The sequence below is a fragment of the Vibrio sp. Vb339 genome, assembly GCF_902751245.1.
In the GTDB taxonomy this organism is placed as follows: Bacteria; Pseudomonadota; Gammaproteobacteria; order Enterobacterales; family Vibrionaceae; genus Vibrio; species Vibrio coralliirubri.
Window position 1 is genome coordinate 75,941 of the sequence record NZ_CADDIS010000010.1, and the last position, 17,612, is coordinate 93,552.

Sequence of the window (17,612 nt, forward strand, 5' to 3'; positions counted from 1 at the left end):
AATACAAGGTATTTGGCTAATAATTGGTCATAAAACCTGTAATTTTTAAGTTTATACAGATTAAATTCCAACTAACTGGCTATCGAACGGAACAACGTTTTTGAGGATCTATGCTCAATTTGTGGCTTGTTAGAATTGAATTTTGCTTATTAATCGTGATTTTTTATTCACTATTATTCACTATTATGCACTTTTTGATAACAAGCTGAGGATTTATGCACCCCAAAAGCGGTTTTGCGTATGCACCTAACGTGACTAATCACGCAAGTTTTATTCAATAAGCTCTAAAGTAGCCACAAAAACGAAATGCTAAAATACGGCGCAGTTAATAAAATGTTGAAAATTTGTTTCTGTGATTTTGATTTCACTTTTGAATTGATATTGGCGCTGCGATCTCGCGATAAACTTACCTTTCTAGGCCTGATCTGGGTGGCTTTTCTGGACGATCCGTGCCATATTTCGTGGCAATCAAATTTGATCTTTTCATAGTCAACACTCTGGAGCAGACACATGTCTCACGAAGATGAATATCTATCAGTAGCGGAATTAATTGAATTTCAAAAGGAAGAGACTCGCGACATCATTACAGCATTAATTGAAGATGGTAGCGATCCTGAAGCTCTATACGATATCGAGCATCACCTATTTGCTGAAGATTTCGATGTGCTTGAGAAAGCGGTTGTTGAAGCATTCAAAATGGGCTTTGAAGTGCTTGAAGCTGAAGAGACAGAAGATGAAGATGGCAATAAGCTACTTTGTTGTGATGCAACTATGCAATGTACTCTGAATGCAGAAGCGATTGATGAGCAAGTTGAGAAGCTTGTAAACCTTGCAGAGAAGTTTGACATTATCTACGACGGTTGGGGCACTTACTACGAAGGTGAAGATGCTATCTACCCAGACGAAGATGATGAAGGCGAAGAGTAATTCTTTCCCAATTTTAAAAAATGCCAGCCTCGAGCTGGCATTTTTTTACCCTCAGAAAAATAAATGTCTTTATATGCATTCATTCATTATAATGCGGTCAAAATTGATCTAGCTCAAGGAATGATATGCGGTTGCTTCTCGATGGTCTTTGGCAAATTTCGCCACTGACGGATCTCTCTATCCCACAAGATGACATCACTTTTCCGGCTCCGTTAAGCTCAAAGCTACCTGATAGCTTGAGTGAAAATGAAATTGCAGAGCAAGAGTGGCACCTGATGCACGACATCGAAGTAGATGACGCTATGTTGGCGTGTCCATTTGTTGAGTTGGTGATGGCCGGGGTCGATTACTTTGCTGAAGTTCGACTTAATGGTGTGGCTGTGTTTGATTGCGATGGTAGCCAAGCTGAATACCGTAAAGATATCCGTCCTTATATGCAGTCCGGCCGAAACCGTTTCGAGATCCTTTTCCTTGAAGAAGAGGAGAGCCTATTGCTTGAAGAAGACATGGATGAGTCTATCTCTTCACAAGCTATCGCTAAATCTGATTCACGTATCGGGATTTGGCAAGCGCCATTCCTGCAGTTCGTTCGAAACGTCAAGCTAGAGCAAGTTGTCACAGAGCAGATCTGGCACCACGGTGGTAGCTGTGAGTTTAAAGTGGATGTTATCTATCAAACGCTAAAGGCGGGGTTAGTATCGGCATCCATCAAGTTTAATGGTATGACTCTCGTAATGCCGATCGATGTGCGCGCTGAACATACTGGCGTCGTGTTCCAGGTCGAAGCTCCTATCATTTTTGATATTGAGAATCCTAACCCTAAGCATCTATACCCATTAGAAGTGGTACTTGATGGGCAAGAAGAGAGTTCTTTTGTTGCCTTGAACCCAACCTCTTGCGTCAGTAACTTTCTACGTTAACTCCGTATATTTTAGCGCTATCTTCTTTCGCTATAGCGGCGCATTCTGCTTATAACGACTTGGCCATGACAACCTCACAAGCGTCGTGGCCTGTTTCTCCCCAAGCTGACTCAAGATGCTCAAACCCAAGCTTCTCATAGAGTTTGACCGCAGCACCTAAGCATTCCGTCGTTTCTAAATACATGTGTTGATACCCAAGTTGCTTGGCTTGCTTTAAGCTCAAAGCAACAATTCGCTTGGCTAGGCCATGCCCTCGAGTTTGCGGTAAGAAGTACATCTTTTGTAGCTCACACACATCGGGTTTACCTGCTAGAGGGGCAAAGCCACCGCCTCCGACGATCTTTCCGTTGTGTTCGATAACCCAGTACATTGCATTCGCTTGGCTATAGACAGAATACATATCATCGAGTGTTGGGTCAGCCACGCCATAACCCTTATCTTCTGTAAGCCCATGCTCAGCCGAAACTTGGCGAATGACTTCTGCCAATTGTTGGTTATCTGATTCTGTGAGTGGGCGTAATACAAACTCATCGGCTTGACATGCTTTCGTTAACCCTTTTAAGTAACTCTCAAGTCCTTGTTTAAGTAGCTGCTGTTCGTTGCCATTGAGTGTCGAGAGTACTCTTTCAAAGAAGATGCTTTGCTGCTGGTCGAGTTGAGATAACGCATCAACACCTTGAGTGGTCAGGGCGACTAATTGGCTACGCTTGTCTGTTGGGTTCTCTAGGCTCTCAACTAAACCAAGCTTGATCAGACCCGTGACAGTGCGGCTAGCATTGGATTTATCTACGTTGAGTTGCTGTGCCAATTGGTTGATGGTGATTGGCTGCAACTGGATTTCACCAAGAGTATGAGCCTGGACTGGAGTGAGGTCGACATCACCACACTGTTTATCAAGCATGCCAAGTAAACGAACCGTTTGACGAGAATAGTCTCTTAACTGTTGAGAATTCATAACTACCTACCTTTGAATTAAGAAATAAAGTTGCGCACCGCAATTAATTTAATTGCGATGCGCAACTTTGTCAATGGTAAGCTGAATTTTGTTCTTCGATGTAGGTTACTTCAATCGCTCACTGAGCTTTAAATTAAGCGTGTTGATGTAAGCAAAACTGAGCTTGTAGTGTTTGGCTTTCAGCTTTTCGTAACCAGACTTTCTCGTGGAAGTAGTAAGCAACGGTATTTAAAGTTGGCTCTAGCAAGGCCATCACACCGCCGATGAAAGCATCTCCAGTCAACAAGTAGACCACGGTAAAGGCAACACTAAAGTGGATGGTAGCAAAGCTTGCTGTTTTTAATTTGGTCATCCACTGACGAGCTTTAAGCGCTGGAACTTGAGCCCACGCCTTTTCATGAAAATAGAAGGCAACAGTATTCACAGAGGGCTCAATCATAGCGATTAAGCTACCAATTAAGATGTCGCCTGTTAGTACATAAGCGACACTAAATGCGATAGTAAAATGTAATGCAGCAAAGGTTAGTGTCTTTTTCATGATAATTACTCAATCGTTGTGTTGTTTTGATAGGTCTATTATTGAGAATTATTATGATTAAGTATAATGGGAAGTAGAGATTAATTTGATAGATGAAACCTATCAATAAGTGAGGCTAGAGTGAGAAGCATTGGAATATTGGAATCAGAGGTATAAAAAAAGGCTGGTCACCAAGACCAACCTTTCTATTTAGAGTGAGAAGTTTGAAGCCTTCTCGTTCGCTCGGTTTTAAAGCGCAGCGATTGTCGCTTTTTGCTCTTCAAGCTTCACAAGAGTCTCTTGGTAGCTTTCAAGCTTTTCACGCTCTTTCGCGATAACTGCTTCTGGTGCTTTAGCAACGAAACCTTCGTTACCTAGCTTACCTTCGATACGCTTAATCTCGCCGTGAGTCTTAGCAACTTCTTTATCTAGACGAGCAAGCTCAGCATCTTTGTCGATAAGACCTGCCATTGGGATCATTAGCTCAGATTTGCCAACCAGTTTAGTTGCACAAGCTGGAGTCTCTTCGCCGTCCGCAAGAACTTTAATATCGTCTAGCTTAGCTAGAGAAGTCAGAACGATCTTGTTTGCTTCGATACGAGCTGCATCTTTCTCATCCGCTACTTTAATCATTACTTCTAAGCCTTGGCTTGGTGCAATGTCGTATTCCGCACGTAGGTTACGGATAGCGGTGATGAAAGTCTTAACCCATTCGATGTCGTCAACAATCTCAGCATTGAAGTTAGCTTCATTAAACTGAGGCAGTGCTTGAGTCATGATCGTCTCGCCTTCAACACCATCTACTAGCGGCTTAACGCTCTGCCAGATAGATTCCGTGATGTAAGGAAGAACAGGGTGAGCAAGACGCAGAGTCTTCTCAAGAACCGTGATAAGCGTGTAACGAGTCGCTTGTTGTTGAGCTTCAGTACCCTTCCAAAGAACAGGTTTAGTTAGCTCTAAGTACCAGTCACAGAATTGGTTCCAGATGAATTCGTAAAGCGTGTTTGCTGCCATGTCTAGACGGTAGTTGTCTAGATGAGCATTAAACTCTTTCGCTGCAACTTCAAACTGAGATTCAATCCACTTGTCTGCTAGAGAGAATTCCATGTTTGCACGGTCTTCTACAGACAGTGACATGCCACAGTCGTGCTCTTCTGTGTTCATTAGTACGTAACGGCTTGCGTTCCATAGCTTGTTACAGAAGTTACGGTAACCTTCAAGACGCTTCATGTCCCAGTTGATGTCACGGCCAGTTGAAGCCATAGCAGCAAGAGTGAAACGTAGCGCATCAGTACCGTATGGTTCGATACCGTTTTCGAAAGTCTTACGTGTCGCTTTTTCGATCTTAGCAGCCAGTTTAGGTTGCATCATGTTGCCACAACGCTTCTCTACTAGCTCTTCAAGGCCGATGCCGTCAATCATGTCGATTGGGTCAAGTACGTTACCTTTCGACTTAGACATCTTGTCGCCGTTTTCATCACGGATAAGACCCGTCATGTAAACAGTTTTGAAAGGTACTTGAGCTTTGCCATCTTCGTCTTTCACGAAGTGCATGGTCATCATGATCATACGAGCAACCCAGAAGAAGATAATATCAAAACCAGATACTAGTACTTCAGATGGGTGGAATGTTTTCAGTGCTTCAGTATCTTCAGGCCAACCTTGTGTGCCGAACGTCCAAAGTGCAGAAGAGAACCAAGTATCCAGTACGTCGTCGTCTTGCTTAAGCACAACAACAGGCGCTAGGTTGTTCTTTTCACGAACTTCTTCTTCAGTGCGACCGACGTAAACTTTACCATCGTTGTCGTACCATGCTGGGATACGGTGGCCCCACCAAAGTTGACGAGAGATACACCAGTCTTGCACGTCACGCATCCACGCGAAGTACATGTTTTCGTACTGCTTAGGCACGAATTGGATTTGGCCATCTTCAACCGCTTTAACTGCTGGCTCTGCAAGAGGTGCTGTGCGCACGTACCATTGGTCAGTCAGCATTGGTTCGATAACCACGCCACCACGGTCGCCGTAAGGGACAGTCAGGTCGTGATCTTTGATCTCTTCAAGAAGACCAAGCTCATCGAATTCAGCAACGATAGCTTTACGTGCAGCAAAACGCTCCATGCCTTGGTACTTAGCAGGGATGTCCGTTGAGTAAACATCGCTTTCTTCGCCGTTAGTCGTGAAGACTTCAGCAGCATCACGGATATCAGCATTGAACGTTAGGATGTTGATCATCGGTAGGTTGTTGCGCTTACCCACTTCGTAATCGTTAAAGTCATGAGCTGGAGTTATCTTCACACAACCCGTGCCTTTTTCCATGTCTGCGTGCTCATCGCCTACGATAGGGATAAGACGGTTTACAACAGGAAGTAGGATTTCTTTGCCGATAAGATCTTTGTAACGAGGATCTTCTGGGTTAACAGCAACACCAGTATCGCCAAGCATGGTTTCTGGACGAGTCGTCGCAACAACGATGTAGTCTTTACCATCGGCCGTTTTAACACCGTTCGCTAGCGGGTAGCGGAAGTGCCACATGAAACCTTTTTTGTCTTTGTTTTCAACTTCAAGATCTGAGATTGCAGTGTGCAGTTTAGGATCCCAGTTTACTAGACGTTTACCACGGTAGATTAGGTCTTCTTCGTAAAGACGAACAAACACTTCTTGAGTCGCAGCTGATAGGCCGTCATCCATAGTGAATCGCTCACGATCCCAATCTACAGATGCACCAAGACGACGAAGTTGTTGAGTGATCGTGCCACCTGATTCGCCTTTCCATTCCCAGATCTTGTCGATGAAAGCTTCACGGCCGTAGTCGTGTTTTGTTTTGCCTTCTTCAGCAGCAATCTTACGCTCAACAACCATTTGAGTTGCGATACCAGCGTGGTCAGTACCCACTTGCCAAAGCGTGTTTTTGCCTTTCATACGTTGAGCACGGATAAGCGTATCCATGATCGTATCTTGGAACGCGTGACCCATGTGTAGGCTGCCAGTGACGTTCGGTGGCGGGATCATGATGCTGTAAGCTTCTTTTGATGTGTCACCGTGTGGCTTAAAGTAGCCTTTCTCTTCCCAAGTCTTATACAGAGCTTGTTCGATTGATGTTGGGTTGTATGTCTTTTCCATAGTGCTCTTAAACGGATGCTGTGAATGGTTAATCGTGGTCAAACTTCATAAGTGAAGCTTCTTGAATCTAAATCCAAAGATAGCTTTAACTATGAGGTTTGACTATGGATGTTGAATCTCGATAGTTTGTAGCTGATATCCAGCCTGACGGTAAATTTTATACCTTTCTCGAGCGAGTTGCTTAGCTTTTTCTTCGCAAGGGACGAAGTCTATCACCTGAGCAAAGGCGTTCGCAAAGGTTGTATGATTATCGGCCAGATTAATTACTAGCTGACGATTCCAATTATGTTTTACACCTTGATAGCCAATTTCGATGTTGGTTGAATACTTCGGGCCTTCGCCAACCAAGTTGTGCGCAATAAACTCACTGGGATCGACTTGCCAGAAAACTTCAGCAATACGCTCGGCATGCTCTTTGTCATTACAGTTGAGATAAAGTTTAGCGCCTTGTTTTGCAAAGTGCTGAGCAAGAAACAGCACATAGTGAGCAAAACCATCTTCGCTGGCTTGCGGGCTGTCTGAAGGCACAATGTAAAATGTAGCTGTCTGCATACTTAATACTCGAACTGAGAATCGTGGATATCAATGTTACTTGGTTAACAGGGTCTAACAAATAGCGCTTATTAAAAAAGGGCCCGTAGGCCCTTTTTATTATTTTGAAGATTGCTCTTCAGTCTCTTGGCCGCTGCGGTTCAATAAGAATTGGACTAGCATTGAGACAGGACGACCTGTCGAGCCTTTCGCTGCACCTGACTTCCAAGCAGTACCAGCACTGTCGATATGTGCCCAGTGGTATTTCTTAGTGAATTTAGACAGGAAGCAACCAGCAGTAATTGTGCCGCCAGGACGGCCACCGATGTTCGCCATATCAGCGAATGGGCTGTTTAGCTGCTCATGGTACTCGTCTGCCATAGGTAGACGCCATGCACGGTCACTTGCTTGCTCTGAAGCATTAACAAGTTCGTGAGAAAGTGGGTTGTGGTTCGATAGAACGCCACTGATGTGGTGACCTAGAGCGATAACACATGCGCCAGTTAGCGTAGCAACATCGACAACACAGTCCGGTTCAAAACGCTCAACGTAAGTTAGAGCATCACATAGAACCAAGCGACCTTCAGCATCAGTGTTGAGTACTTCAACCGTTTGGCCTGACATTGTCGTTAGGATATCACCTGGACGGTAAGCATTGCTGCCCGGCATGTTTTCACAACCTGCTAGGATACCAACCACGTTAATAGGCAGGTTAAGCTTAGCCAGTGCTTTCATTGTACCGAATACAGATGCCGCACCACACATGTCGTACTTCATCTCATCCATGCCTTCACCCGGCTTAAGCGAGATACCGCCTGAATCGAAAGTTAGACCTTTACCAACTAATACAATCGGCTTCGCATCTGGATCCGGAGCGCCTTTGTATTCCATGATAGACATCATAGATTCATTTTTAGAGCCACGGCCAACTGCTAGGTATGATGTCATACCCAGTTTTTCCATCTCTTCTTCGCCAATGATCTTAGTCTTCACTGTCTCGTAATCGTCGGCTAAACGACGAGCTTGAGAAGCAAGGTAAGCAGGGTTTGCGATGTTTGGTGGCATGTTGCCTAGATCTTTAGACGCTTTTACACCTGAAGCAATAGCAAGGCCGTGAGAGATTGCTTTCTCACCTAGGCTCAATTCGCGACGTGTTGGTACGTTGAATACCAATTTACGTAGTGGGCGACGAGTCTCTGGTTTGTTGCTCTTGAATTGGTCGAATGTGTAAAGACCATCTTTAGTCGCTTCTACTGCTTGGCGAACTTTCCAATAAGTGTCGCGACCTTTAACGTGAAGTTCTGTAAGGAAACATACTGCTTCCATAGAACCTGTTTCGTTTAGTGTGCTGATGGTTTTTTGGATAATTTCTTTGTATTGACGCTCGCCTAGCTCACGTTCTTTACCACAGCCTACCAGTAGAACACGTTCTGAAAGTACACCAGGTACTTGATGCAGTAGTAGCATCTGGCCAGGTTTACCCTCTAGATCACCGCGACGAAGCAGTGAACTAATGTAGCCATCGCTAATCTTATCTAATTGCTCGGCTACTGGAGAAAGGCGGCGCGGTTCGAATACACCGACAACGATACATGCGCTGCGCTGTTTCTCTGGGCTGCCACTTTTTACACTGAACTCCATGCGTACTCCTACATCCTGAAGACAAATCAAACTAAATGTTAGATAATGGGTTCTTACTTGTTGGATCCTATAATGGAACTAACCTTAAAGAAGAACGCTAACACTTAGCTAAAAATTTAAAAAAATAAAAGGTTCAACGGGAAATTATAGTGATTCAATCAAAAAAACAAGTTTTGTATAGGTAATTTGAGCGTGATTATTGTTAGATATTTGATCCGCGAGACAATCAAGAGCCAATTTGCGATCTTTTTTGTTCTCTTTCTCGTGTTTCTCAGCCAAAAATTCATCAGTGTTTTAGCGGACGCCTCTGATGGTGATATCCCTGCGAGTCTTATATTGTCGATTGTTGGCTTAAATATGCCAGCGATGGGCCTATTGATGCTTCCACTCAGTATCTATATTGGTATTTTGCTTACTTTTGGCCGCCTTTACGCTGAAAGTGAAATAGTGGTCATGAACGCCACCGGTATCGGTAATAAATTCCTGATCCAATCTGCGCTTTACCTCGCTTTAATTACGGCATCTGTTGCAGCCTTTAACTCATTTTGGTTATCTCCTTGGTCACAAGACAAAGTTGAACAAATGTATGAAGAAGTAGCTGCAGAGAACAGCGTTGATTTGCTACCAAAAGGTAAGTTTGAAGGTACGCCGGATGGTTCTTCTGTTGTGTTTATTGATGATATCGACGGTAATAAATTAGAAAACGTGTTCGTAGCTCAAATGCGTCCGCGTGATTCTGTACTGCCAAGTGTGATGTTCTCGAAGTCAGGTGATGTAAAAGAGCTCAGTGATGGTCGCCAAGTGATCGTAATGTACGATGGTACTCGTCATGAAGGCATTCCGACTCGCCTTGACTACAGGGTGACGCATTTTGAAGAATACGAAGGCCTGATTGGTCAGCGTGAAGTTGAGAAGAAAGGTCGAGACTGGGAAGCTATTCCTACACTTGAACTCATTGGTAACTCGAACAATAGTGCGAAAGCAGAGTTGCAGTGGCGTATTTCTTTGGTACTTTGTATTCCATTGTTGACCATGCTTGTCGTGCCACTTTCTGCGGTTAACCCTCGACAAGGTCGTTTTGCGAAAATCGGCCCAGCAATACTGATTTATCTCACCTATTTCTTAGCAATTAGTGCAACCAAGTCTTCAATCGAAGAGGGGAGCATTCCTGCGGTAATCGGCATGTGGCCAATCAATGCGTTATTGTTATTTGTCGCGATTGGTGCAAACTTTATGGATAGCGTGCCAGTAAGGCGTTTGAAAGAAAAATTCAAGAATAAGAGGTTGGCTTAAGCCGTGTTTAAGATTCTCGATTTATATATAGGCAGAACCATCATCGCAACGACGTCACTGGTATTGGTGACGTTTGTTGGTCTCTCTGGGATTATCAAGTACGTAGAGCAACTGAGAAAGGTTGGTCGTGGTACTTATGATCTATTACAAGCGCTGTACTTTGTTTTACTGAGTATCCCTCGTGATATCGAAATGTTCTTTCCAATGGCTGCATTGCTTGGCGCGTTGATTGGACTTGGTATGCTTGCTGCAAGTTCTGAGCTTGTCGTTATGCAGGCAGCTGGTTTCTCTAAGTTGGATATCGGCCTCTCGGTACTTAAAACCGCTATCCCACTGATGATCGTGGTGACATTGCTTGGTCAATGGGGAGCGCCGCAAGCGCAGAAAATGGCTCGTGATTTAAGAACCATCTCGATTGCTGGTGGTAATATTATTTCGACGCAAAGTGGTGTCTGGGCTCGTGATGCCAATGACTTCATCTTCATTGTCAAAATCGATGATCAGAAGTTATATGGAATGAACATGTGGCGCTTTGATGAAAACAAGGCACTGAAAACAGCTATTTATTCTGACGAAGTTGATTACGTTGGAGACAACGTGTGGACGATGAAGGATGTAGAGATCACGTCTTTTGAAAACGAACTTCAAATTACCAAAGAAAGCCTACCAACTTACTCTTGGGAAACATCATTAGCCCCAGACAAGTTGGCGATAGTAACGGTTAAACCAGAAGAGCTGTCGTTAAGTGGGTTGTATGATTATGTTTCTTATCTGAAGGCGTCAGAGCAAGACGCATCACGCTATGAGTTGGCGCTGTGGAGAAAGATAACCCAGCCAATTTCGATCGCGGTTATGATGTTGATGGCACTGTCGTTTATCTTTGGTCCTTTGCGTAGTGTGACCATGGGTGCGAGGATTCTGTCAGGTGTTATTGCCGGCTTTACCTTCTATATATCCAGTGAGTTCTTTGGTCCAGTGAGTTTGGTTTATCAAATACCGCCCGCCTTTGGCGCAATAGCCCCGAGCGTGGTGTTCCTTGGAATTGCCATCATGCTCTTGAGGCGGAAACTGTAAATATAAAAAAGGAAGGCATAACGCCTTCCTTTTTTGATCTTGATTGGAGCTAACTTAAATCACATTATCGTGCTTGTGGTAACACAACGACTTCGGTCTTTGCCCAGATATCGTGAAAGCCGCGTTTTTCAGGATCGAATGGAACACATAGGTTCGCCAATCCAAAACCTGAAGTACCTAAACGAATCAGCGCCTGAGTTACTGTGATAGCTGAGCCATCTTTGTTTTGAACGCGCAGCTTCCAAGCTCTCATGCCGAGAGTCTGACCAGCTCTAGTCCAGAAGAAGACGAAGAAATATACCCAAACGGCCACTAAGTAAAAGGTGTATGCAGGGCTCCAAATCGGATGGTTGGTTAAGAAGTCACTAACATCGGCATACCCGCTGTGGTTAAAAATGCCGAGAGCCATGAGCGCATGCAGCAGAGCGACAATGACGCCAGCCGCTAACATTTCAATAGCGATTACGATCAGAGCGTCGTAGAACAAGGCACCAAATCGGCGCATGACTCCTGCTGGTGGCAGAGTGTTTGTTGATGTCATGTGTTATTACTTCTTTAAAAATTGAGGCGTCAGAATATAGTTTAAGGCTTAGCCTGAAAAGAGACATGACGCACAGCTTATGACTTAGTGGCGAAATTATCGGCAAACACACATGAATTCAAGTTTTTATACTTGCCACATCAGTTCGCATACGTATAATGCCAAACATCGAAAGGGCAATGCCCCAAGATAATGCCGGTATGGTGAAATTGGTATACACGACGGATTCAAAATCCGTTGCCTTCGGGCGTGGCGGTTCAAGTCCGCCTACCGGTACCATATTTAGATAAAGCCCTGATCAGAAATGGTCGGGGCTTTGTTGTATCTGGGATATAGGAAGAGTCGCGGTGGCGGCAGGGCAGGAAAGCTTCTTAATCAGACAGATCTTGATGTTTCATTCCTAAATCCCATAATTTCCCTTCGCTATTCGATCTGATAATGAATTAATCATCTTAAATCATTATGTTACCTGTCATTCTCTATTCTATTGTCTATGTTTAAAGGACTAACAGAGGAGAGAAATATGCTGACAGTAACCCCTTACTTATTTTTTGATGGTCGTTGTAGTGAAGCGTTGGATTTTTATCACAAGTGCTTTGGTGGTGTGGTTTTATCTAAGCAACTTTTTAGTGATGCACCACAGGTAATAGAGGGAGCTCAACCTGATTGGGTTATGCATGCTGAGTTCGAAGCGTTTGGTATGAAGCTGATGATGTCTGATGGTGTTAAGGCAAAAGAACTCGAAGGCAACAATCTCGCTCTTTCTCTTGTAACTGAAGATACCGCGACTCAAGAACAAATTTTTGAAAAGCTTAAGAAAGGAGGGCGGATAATGACTCCACTCGCAGATACGTTTTGGGGGGCTCGATTTGGCAAAGTAGAAGATAAATTCGGTATACGCTGGATGGTGCACTGCGACTCTTTAAGTTGAACCTGTGAAATTGGATAGTGAAATTGCTGCTTGGTTTTATTAGAATTATAAATAGAGAATAATCATCAATATTATATATAAAAATGGGCAGCATAAAGATTACCGTAGATCGCATTCAGCCCGGTCTGCATATACGACTCCCCGTAAAATGGAATGAACACCCATTTTTATTCAACAGCTTTAAAATCAAAGATGACGCTCAAGTAAAAGTAATTCGACATCTTGGGATTAAGCACGTCTATATAAACCTGAGTCAAAGTGATACCTCACCTTTACCTGTTAATCACGTAGGTGAACAAGAAGTCGATATTGATTCACAGGTAAGCCTTGAAGCGGAAAGAATGTGGAAAGATAAGCATGAGCGTATCGAAACCCTTAGCTCTTACCGCCGCAGGGTGAGTCATTGTGAGAGAGAGTTTGAACGTTCGCTTGCTCGAATGCGATCTGTGATGACCAAGATCCGTAACAGACCTTTAGATGCGGTAGGGGAGGTTAAGGCTCTTGTTGATGATATCGTTGAAACTCTAGTGAGCGATGATAACGTCACCTTGCACCTTATGAATGCTAAAGCGGATTTCGAAGACATTTACTTTCATACTCTAAATGTTTCGGTTGTTGCACTGATGATAGGTAAGGCCAAAGGCTATAACACACAGCAATTGAAAGACCTCTCATTCGCAGCGTTGTTTCACGATGTAGGCAAGATCAAAATACCAGTCGCGATACTAAGAAAGCAGAGCGCCCTGACAATCCCTGAAGAGAACTACCTGAAGCTTCATACCAAATACGGTGCGGATATCGTTGCGGGGATTGATGACTTTCCGGAAAACGCTAAAAAGGTAATCGCTCAACATCATGAGATGAATGATGGTTCTGGTTACCCCGAGGGCTTAAAAGAACATGAGATTGATGAGTTTGCCAAGATAGTCGCTGTGGCTAATGCATTTGATAACCTTTGTCATGGTAAAGCGCAATCTCAACAAATGATCCCGTATTTGGCACTGTCCCACTTATATAAGAGCTGCAAGCATCTATATAGCCAAGATAACTTGGGGCTGTTGGTTAAGTTCATGGGAGTCTACCCACCAGGAACCGTAGTACAGCTTTCAAATGATTCGATTGGGATTGTGATATCCGTTAACGCTAAACATATGCTTTATCCAAATGTACTTATCTATGATCCTAGCGTGCCAAGAACCCAAGCCCCGATCATTGACCTCTTTATTAAAGAGATCAAAATCGTTAATGCCGTTCATCCAAGCAAATTACCTGAACAAGTTCGAGAGTATCTAAACCCTAGGGCTCGTTTATCTTACTTTTTTGATAGTGGAGAGTAGTTATCCACAGGTCGTTGTGGGTAATTTGTTCGAAACTTGGGGTGAAAGTGGTATAAATAAGCCCTTGGTTGAAATGTCTTCGCTTAACCGCTTTTTTCAATAAAAAACGCATTTATTGCTTGCCAATATGAGCGGCATCTCTATAATGCCGCCTCACTGACACGGCAGACGCCACAAGGCTTCAGCGAAGAATGTTAGTAAGGCAACTAGCTTTAAGCGATGATTCGCTTCTACTTTTAGAAAGTAGGAATTAATTCCAAATAAGTGTTTGACACTGAGAATTAAATCGCTAGAATGGCCGCCTCTTCCGAAGTGATGCAAGTCACAACGAAGAGAAGCTCTTTAACAATTTAAACCTATCAATCTGTGTGGGCACTCGTTGATGAATATCAAAACGTTATTGGTTCTTTTTCGAAAGAGCGTAATAACAGTTACTTCGGTAACAAAATTGATTTCAATGAACTGAGTGACCAATACGAATAATTACTTTCTTTATAGAGAGGGGTTATTTGGCACAGTCAATTCATTACCATTCTGTTGGAATGGTAATAGCTTTAGAATTACATGTTCATATTTACATGAATATTAGTTTTGAAGTCAGTATTCGTTGAGTCACAAAATCTTAAATTGAAGAGTTTGATCATGGCTCAGATTGAACGCTGGCGGCAGGCCTAACACATGCAAGTCGAGCGGAAACGACAYTAACAATCCTTCGGGTGCGTTAATGGGCGTCGAGCGGCGGACGGGTGAGTAATGCCTAGGAAATTGCCTTGATGTGGGGGATAACCATTGGAAACGATGGCTAATACCGCATAATGCCTACGGGCCAAAGAGGGGGACCTTCGGGCCTCTCGCGTCAAGATATGCCTAGGTGGGATTAGCTAGTTGGTGAGGTAATGGCTCACCAAGGCGACGATCCCTAGCTGGTCTGAGAGGATGATCAGCCACACTGGAACTGAGACACGGTCCAGACTCCTACGGGAGGCAGCAGTGGGGAATATTGCACAATGGGCGAAAGCCTGATGCAGCCATGCCGCGTGTATGAAGAAGGCCTTCGGGTTGTAAAGTACTTTCAGTTGTGAGGAAGGGGGTAGYGTTAATAGCGCTATCTCTTGACGTTAGCAACAGAAGAAGCACCGGCTAACTCCGTGCCAGCAGCCGCGGTAATACGGAGGGTGCGAGCGTTAATCGGAATTACTGGGCGTAAAGCGCATGCAGGTGGTTCATTAAGTCAGATGTGAAAGCCCGGGGCTCAACCTCGGAACTGCATTTGAAACTGGTGAACTAGAGTACTGTAGAGGGGGGTAGAATTTCAGGTGTAGCGGTGAAATGCGTAGAGATCTGAAGGAATACCAGTGGCGAAGGCGGCCCCCTGGACAGATACTGACACTCAGATGCGAAAGCGTGGGGAGCAAACAGGATTAGATACCCTGGTAGTCCACGCCGTAAACGATGTCTACTTGGAGGTTGTGGCCTTGAGCCGTGGCTTTCGGAGCTAACGCGTTAAGTAGACCGCCTGGGGAGTACGGTCGCAAGATTAAAACTCAAATGAATTGACGGGGGCCCGCACAAGCGGTGGAGCATGTGGTTTAATTCGATGCAACGCGAAGAACCTTACCTACTCTTGACATCCAGAGAAKCCAGCGGAGACGCAGGWGTGCCTTCGGGARCTCTGAGACAGGTGCTGCATGGCTGTCGTCAGCTCGTGTTGTGAAATGTTGGGTTAAGTCCCGCAACGAGCGCAACCCTTATCCTTGTTTGCCAGCGAGTAATGTCGGGAACTCCAGGGAGACTGCCGGTGATAAACCGGAGGAAGGTGGGGACGACGTCAAGTCATCATGGCCCTTACGAGTAGGGCTACACACGTGCTACAATGGCGCATACAGAGGGCAGCAAGCTAGCGATAGTGAGCGAATCCCAAAAAGTGCGTCGTAGTCCGGATTGGAGTCTGCAACTCGACTCCATGAAGTCGGAATCGCTAGTAATCGTGAATCAGAATGTCACGGTGAATACGTTCCCGGGCCTTGTACACACCGCCCGTCACACCATGGGAGTGGGCTGCAAAAGAAGTGGGTAGTTTAACCTTTCGGGGAGGACGCTCACCACTTTGTGGTTCATGACTGGGGTGAAGTCGTAACAAGGTAGCCCTAGGGGAACCTGGGGCTGGATCACCTCCTTATACGAAGATATCTTTGATGAGTACCCACACAGATTGATYAGGTTTAGAAAAGCAAAGAGATGAAGAACTCCCAAGTTCTTCGAAGTTTGTTTCTACTTTTAAAGTAGAGATGAATTGCAGTGTCCCGTTCGTCTAGAGGCCTAGGACACCGCCCTTTCACGGCGGTAACAGGGGTTCGACTCCCCTACGGGATACCATTGGGTCGTTAGCTCAGTTGGTAGAGCAGTTGACTTTTAATCAATTGGTCGCAGGTTCGAATCCTGCACGACCCACCATTCTTTCTCCACGAAGGAATTAAAACTTTTAGTGGGCGATTAGCTCAGTTGGGAGAGCACCTGCCTTACAAGCAGGGGGTCACTGGTTCGAGCCCGGTATCGCCCACCATTCTCTAAATATTCTTGGAAGTTAAACCTCCAAACCACTTCTTATGTCGCTGGTTGGATTTTTCGACTGTGAGAGTCTTTAGAAAATGTGAATTTAGAACATTAGTTCTTAAAATCTCATGCTCTTTAACAATTTGGAAAGCTGACTGATTGATTTACTTACGAGTAATTCAATCAAATTTAAAAGTTCTCAATGTTTATCTTTCATTAGATAAACACAACAAACACATTCAAGTGTCTTGTATTCGAATCAAACGTTAGTTTGATTCACAATTGAGTCCGGCAAACAGTTATCAGGAATTAACCCTTCTTGATGACAACCAAAAACCTTGGTTAGTTGCCATACGCTAAGACCCTTTCGGGTTGTATGGTTAAGTGACTAAGCGTACACGGTGGATGCCTTGGCAGTCAGAGGCGATGAAAGGCGTAATAACTTGCGATAAGCCCAGATTAGGTAGTAATAGCCTTTTGAGTCTGGGATTCCTGAATGGGGAAACCCACTTACATAAGTAAGTATCCTGTTGTGAATACATAGCAACAGGAGGCAAACCGGGGGAACTGAAACATCTAAGTACCCCGAGGAAGAGAAATCAACCGAGATTCCGAAAGTAGCGGCGAGCGAAATTGGATTAGCCCTTAAGCTTTTAATGAGACAGATGAAGGCTCTGGAAAGTGCCGCAATAAAGGGTGATAGCCCCGTAATCGACATCTCATCATCAGTGAAAACGAGTAGGGCGGGACACGTGATATCCTGTCTGAATATGGGGGGACCATCCTCCAAGGCTAAATACTACTGACTGACCGATAGTGAACCAGTACCGTGAGGGAAAGGCGAAAAGAACCCCTGTGAGGGGAGTGAAATAGAACCTGAAACCGTGTACGTACAAGCAGTAGGAGCACCTTCGTGGTGTGACTGCGTACCTTTTGTATAATGGGTCAGCGACTTAATTTTAGTAGCAAGGTTAACCGTTTAGGGGAGCCGTAGGGAAACCGAGTCTTAACTGGGCGTACAGTTGCTAGGATTAGACCCGAAACCAGGTGATCTAGCCATGGGCAGGTTGAAGGTTGAGTAACATCAACTGGAGGACCGAACCGACTAATGTTGAAAAATTAGCGGATGACTTGTGGCTAGGGGTGAAAGGCCAATCAAACCTGGAGATAGCTGGTTCTCCCCGAAAGCTATTTAGGTAGCGCCTCGGACGAATACTACTGGGGGTAGAGCACTGTTAAGGCTAGGGGGTCATCCCGACTTACCAACCC

General features: G+C 44.6%; 12 protein-coding genes, 4 tRNA genes and 2 rRNA genes. 12 read left to right on the plus strand and 6 right to left on the minus strand.

Going from position 1 to position 17,612, the window contains the following annotated elements:
* Window positions 1-510 precede the first annotated feature (510 nt).
* Both rraB and HRQ85_RS24490 read left to right on the plus strand, forming a co-directional pair.
* Window positions 511-927 (plus strand): ribonuclease E inhibitor RraB, encoded by a 417-nt coding sequence (gene rraB / locus HRQ85_RS24485; protein ID WP_017058930.1) that lies wholly within the window; start codon window positions 511-513, stop codon window positions 925-927.
* 125 nt (window positions 928-1,052) lie between these two features.
* Window positions 1,053-1,847, plus strand: coding sequence for a glycosyl hydrolase 2 galactose-binding domain-containing protein (locus tag HRQ85_RS24490; protein WP_172380819.1), 795 nt, complete (start codon window positions 1,053-1,055; stop codon window positions 1,845-1,847).
* A 49-nt stretch (window positions 1,848-1,896) separates the two neighbouring features.
* Here the strand turns inward: HRQ85_RS24490 and HRQ85_RS24495 are convergent, their stop codons facing one another.
* From HRQ85_RS24495 to pepA, 5 genes are all read right to left on the minus strand, one after another.
* Window positions 1,897-2,802, minus strand: coding sequence for a bifunctional helix-turn-helix transcriptional regulator/GNAT family N-acetyltransferase (locus HRQ85_RS24495; RefSeq protein ID WP_172380820.1), 906 nt, complete (start codon window positions 2,800-2,802; stop codon window positions 1,897-1,899).
* Between the two features lie 133 nt (window positions 2,803-2,935).
* Entirely contained in the window at window positions 2,936-3,340 is a 405-nt protein-coding gene (locus tag HRQ85_RS24500; RefSeq protein WP_050643245.1) for a DUF2061 domain-containing protein, read from the minus strand.
* A 228-nt stretch (window positions 3,341-3,568) separates the two neighbouring features.
* Window positions 3,569-6,442 (minus strand): valine--tRNA ligase, encoded by a 2,874-nt coding sequence (locus HRQ85_RS24505; RefSeq protein WP_172380821.1) that lies wholly within the window; start codon window positions 6,440-6,442, stop codon window positions 3,569-3,571.
* A gap of 102 nt (window positions 6,443-6,544) precedes the next feature.
* Window positions 6,545-6,994: a DNA polymerase III subunit chi gene (locus HRQ85_RS24510; protein ID WP_122082825.1), complete on the minus strand. Its 450-nt coding sequence runs from the start codon at window positions 6,992-6,994 to the stop codon at window positions 6,545-6,547.
* A gap of 99 nt (window positions 6,995-7,093) precedes the next feature.
* Complete coding sequence (gene pepA / locus HRQ85_RS24515) at window positions 7,094-8,614, minus strand: leucyl aminopeptidase (protein WP_017058936.1); 1,521 nt, start codon at window positions 8,612-8,614, stop codon at window positions 7,094-7,096.
* Window positions 8,615-8,806: 192 nt separating this feature from the next.
* On the opposite strand from pepA, the gene lptF reads away from it, so the two are divergent.
* Together lptF and lptG are read left to right on the plus strand one after the other, a co-directional pair.
* Window positions 8,807-9,907: an LPS export ABC transporter permease LptF gene (lptF, locus tag HRQ85_RS24520; protein WP_017058937.1), complete on the plus strand. Its 1,101-nt coding sequence runs from the start codon at window positions 8,807-8,809 to the stop codon at window positions 9,905-9,907.
* A 3-nt stretch (window positions 9,908-9,910) separates the two neighbouring features.
* Complete coding sequence (gene lptG / locus HRQ85_RS24525) at window positions 9,911-10,981, plus strand: LPS export ABC transporter permease LptG (RefSeq protein WP_017058938.1); 1,071 nt, start codon at window positions 9,911-9,913, stop codon at window positions 10,979-10,981.
* Between the two features lie 64 nt (window positions 10,982-11,045).
* Here lptG and HRQ85_RS24530 read toward each other — a convergent pair whose 3' ends face one another.
* Window positions 11,046-11,522: an RDD family protein gene (locus HRQ85_RS24530; RefSeq protein WP_017058939.1), complete on the minus strand. Its 477-nt coding sequence runs from the start codon at window positions 11,520-11,522 to the stop codon at window positions 11,046-11,048.
* Between the two features lie 194 nt (window positions 11,523-11,716).
* Here HRQ85_RS24530 and HRQ85_RS24535 point away from each other — a divergent pair.
* From HRQ85_RS24535 to HRQ85_RS24570, 8 genes are all read left to right on the plus strand, one after another.
* Window positions 11,717-11,801 (plus strand) — tRNA-Leu (locus HRQ85_RS24535).
* 244 nt (window positions 11,802-12,045) lie between these two features.
* Window positions 12,046-12,453, plus strand: coding sequence for a VOC family protein (locus HRQ85_RS24540; RefSeq protein WP_048605864.1), 408 nt, complete (start codon window positions 12,046-12,048; stop codon window positions 12,451-12,453).
* Between the two features lie 83 nt (window positions 12,454-12,536).
* Window positions 12,537-13,790, plus strand: coding sequence for an HD-GYP domain-containing protein (locus tag HRQ85_RS24545; RefSeq protein ID WP_172380822.1), 1,254 nt, complete (start codon window positions 12,537-12,539; stop codon window positions 13,788-13,790).
* Window positions 13,791-14,414: 624 nt separating this feature from the next.
* Window positions 14,415-15,969 (plus strand): 16S ribosomal RNA (locus tag HRQ85_RS24550).
* 121 nt (window positions 15,970-16,090) lie between these two features.
* A tRNA-Glu gene (locus tag HRQ85_RS24555) sits at window positions 16,091-16,166 on the plus strand.
* Window positions 16,167-16,168: 2 nt separating this feature from the next.
* Window positions 16,169-16,244 (plus strand) — tRNA-Lys (locus HRQ85_RS24560).
* Window positions 16,245-16,277: 33 nt separating this feature from the next.
* Window positions 16,278-16,353 (plus strand) — tRNA-Val (locus HRQ85_RS24565).
* Window positions 16,354-16,721: 368 nt separating this feature from the next.
* A 23S ribosomal RNA gene (locus HRQ85_RS24570) occupies window positions 16,722-17,612 on the plus strand; the annotation flags it as partial.

Excerpts from the sequence above, each read along its gene's own strand:
- HRQ85_RS24490 (WP_172380819.1), top strand. The coding sequence starts at position 1,053 with ATGCGGTTGCTTCTCGATGGTCTTTGGCAAATTTCGCCACTGACGGAT.
- pepA (WP_017058936.1), bottom strand. The coding sequence starts at position 8,614 with ATGGAGTTCAGTGTAAAAAGTGGCAGCCCAGAGAAACAGCGCAGCGCA.
- HRQ85_RS24495 (WP_172380820.1), bottom strand. The coding sequence starts at position 2,802 with ATGAATTCTCAACAGTTAAGAGACTATTCTCGTCAAACGGTTCGTTTA.
- HRQ85_RS24545 (WP_172380822.1), top strand. The coding sequence starts at position 12,537 with ATGGGCAGCATAAAGATTACCGTAGATCGCATTCAGCCCGGTCTGCAT.
- HRQ85_RS24510 (WP_122082825.1), bottom strand. The coding sequence starts at position 6,994 with ATGCAGACAGCTACATTTTACATTGTGCCTTCAGACAGCCCGCAAGCC.
- HRQ85_RS24530 (WP_017058939.1), bottom strand. The coding sequence starts at position 11,522 with ATGACATCAACAAACACTCTGCCACCAGCAGGAGTCATGCGCCGATTT.
- rraB (WP_017058930.1), top strand. The coding sequence starts at position 511 with ATGTCTCACGAAGATGAATATCTATCAGTAGCGGAATTAATTGAATTT.
- HRQ85_RS24500 (WP_050643245.1), bottom strand. The coding sequence starts at position 3,340 with ATGAAAAAGACACTAACCTTTGCTGCATTACATTTTACTATCGCATTT.
- HRQ85_RS24540 (WP_048605864.1), top strand. The coding sequence starts at position 12,046 with ATGCTGACAGTAACCCCTTACTTATTTTTTGATGGTCGTTGTAGTGAA.
- HRQ85_RS24505 (WP_172380821.1), bottom strand. The coding sequence starts at position 6,442 with ATGGAAAAGACATACAACCCAACATCAATCGAACAAGCTCTGTATAAG.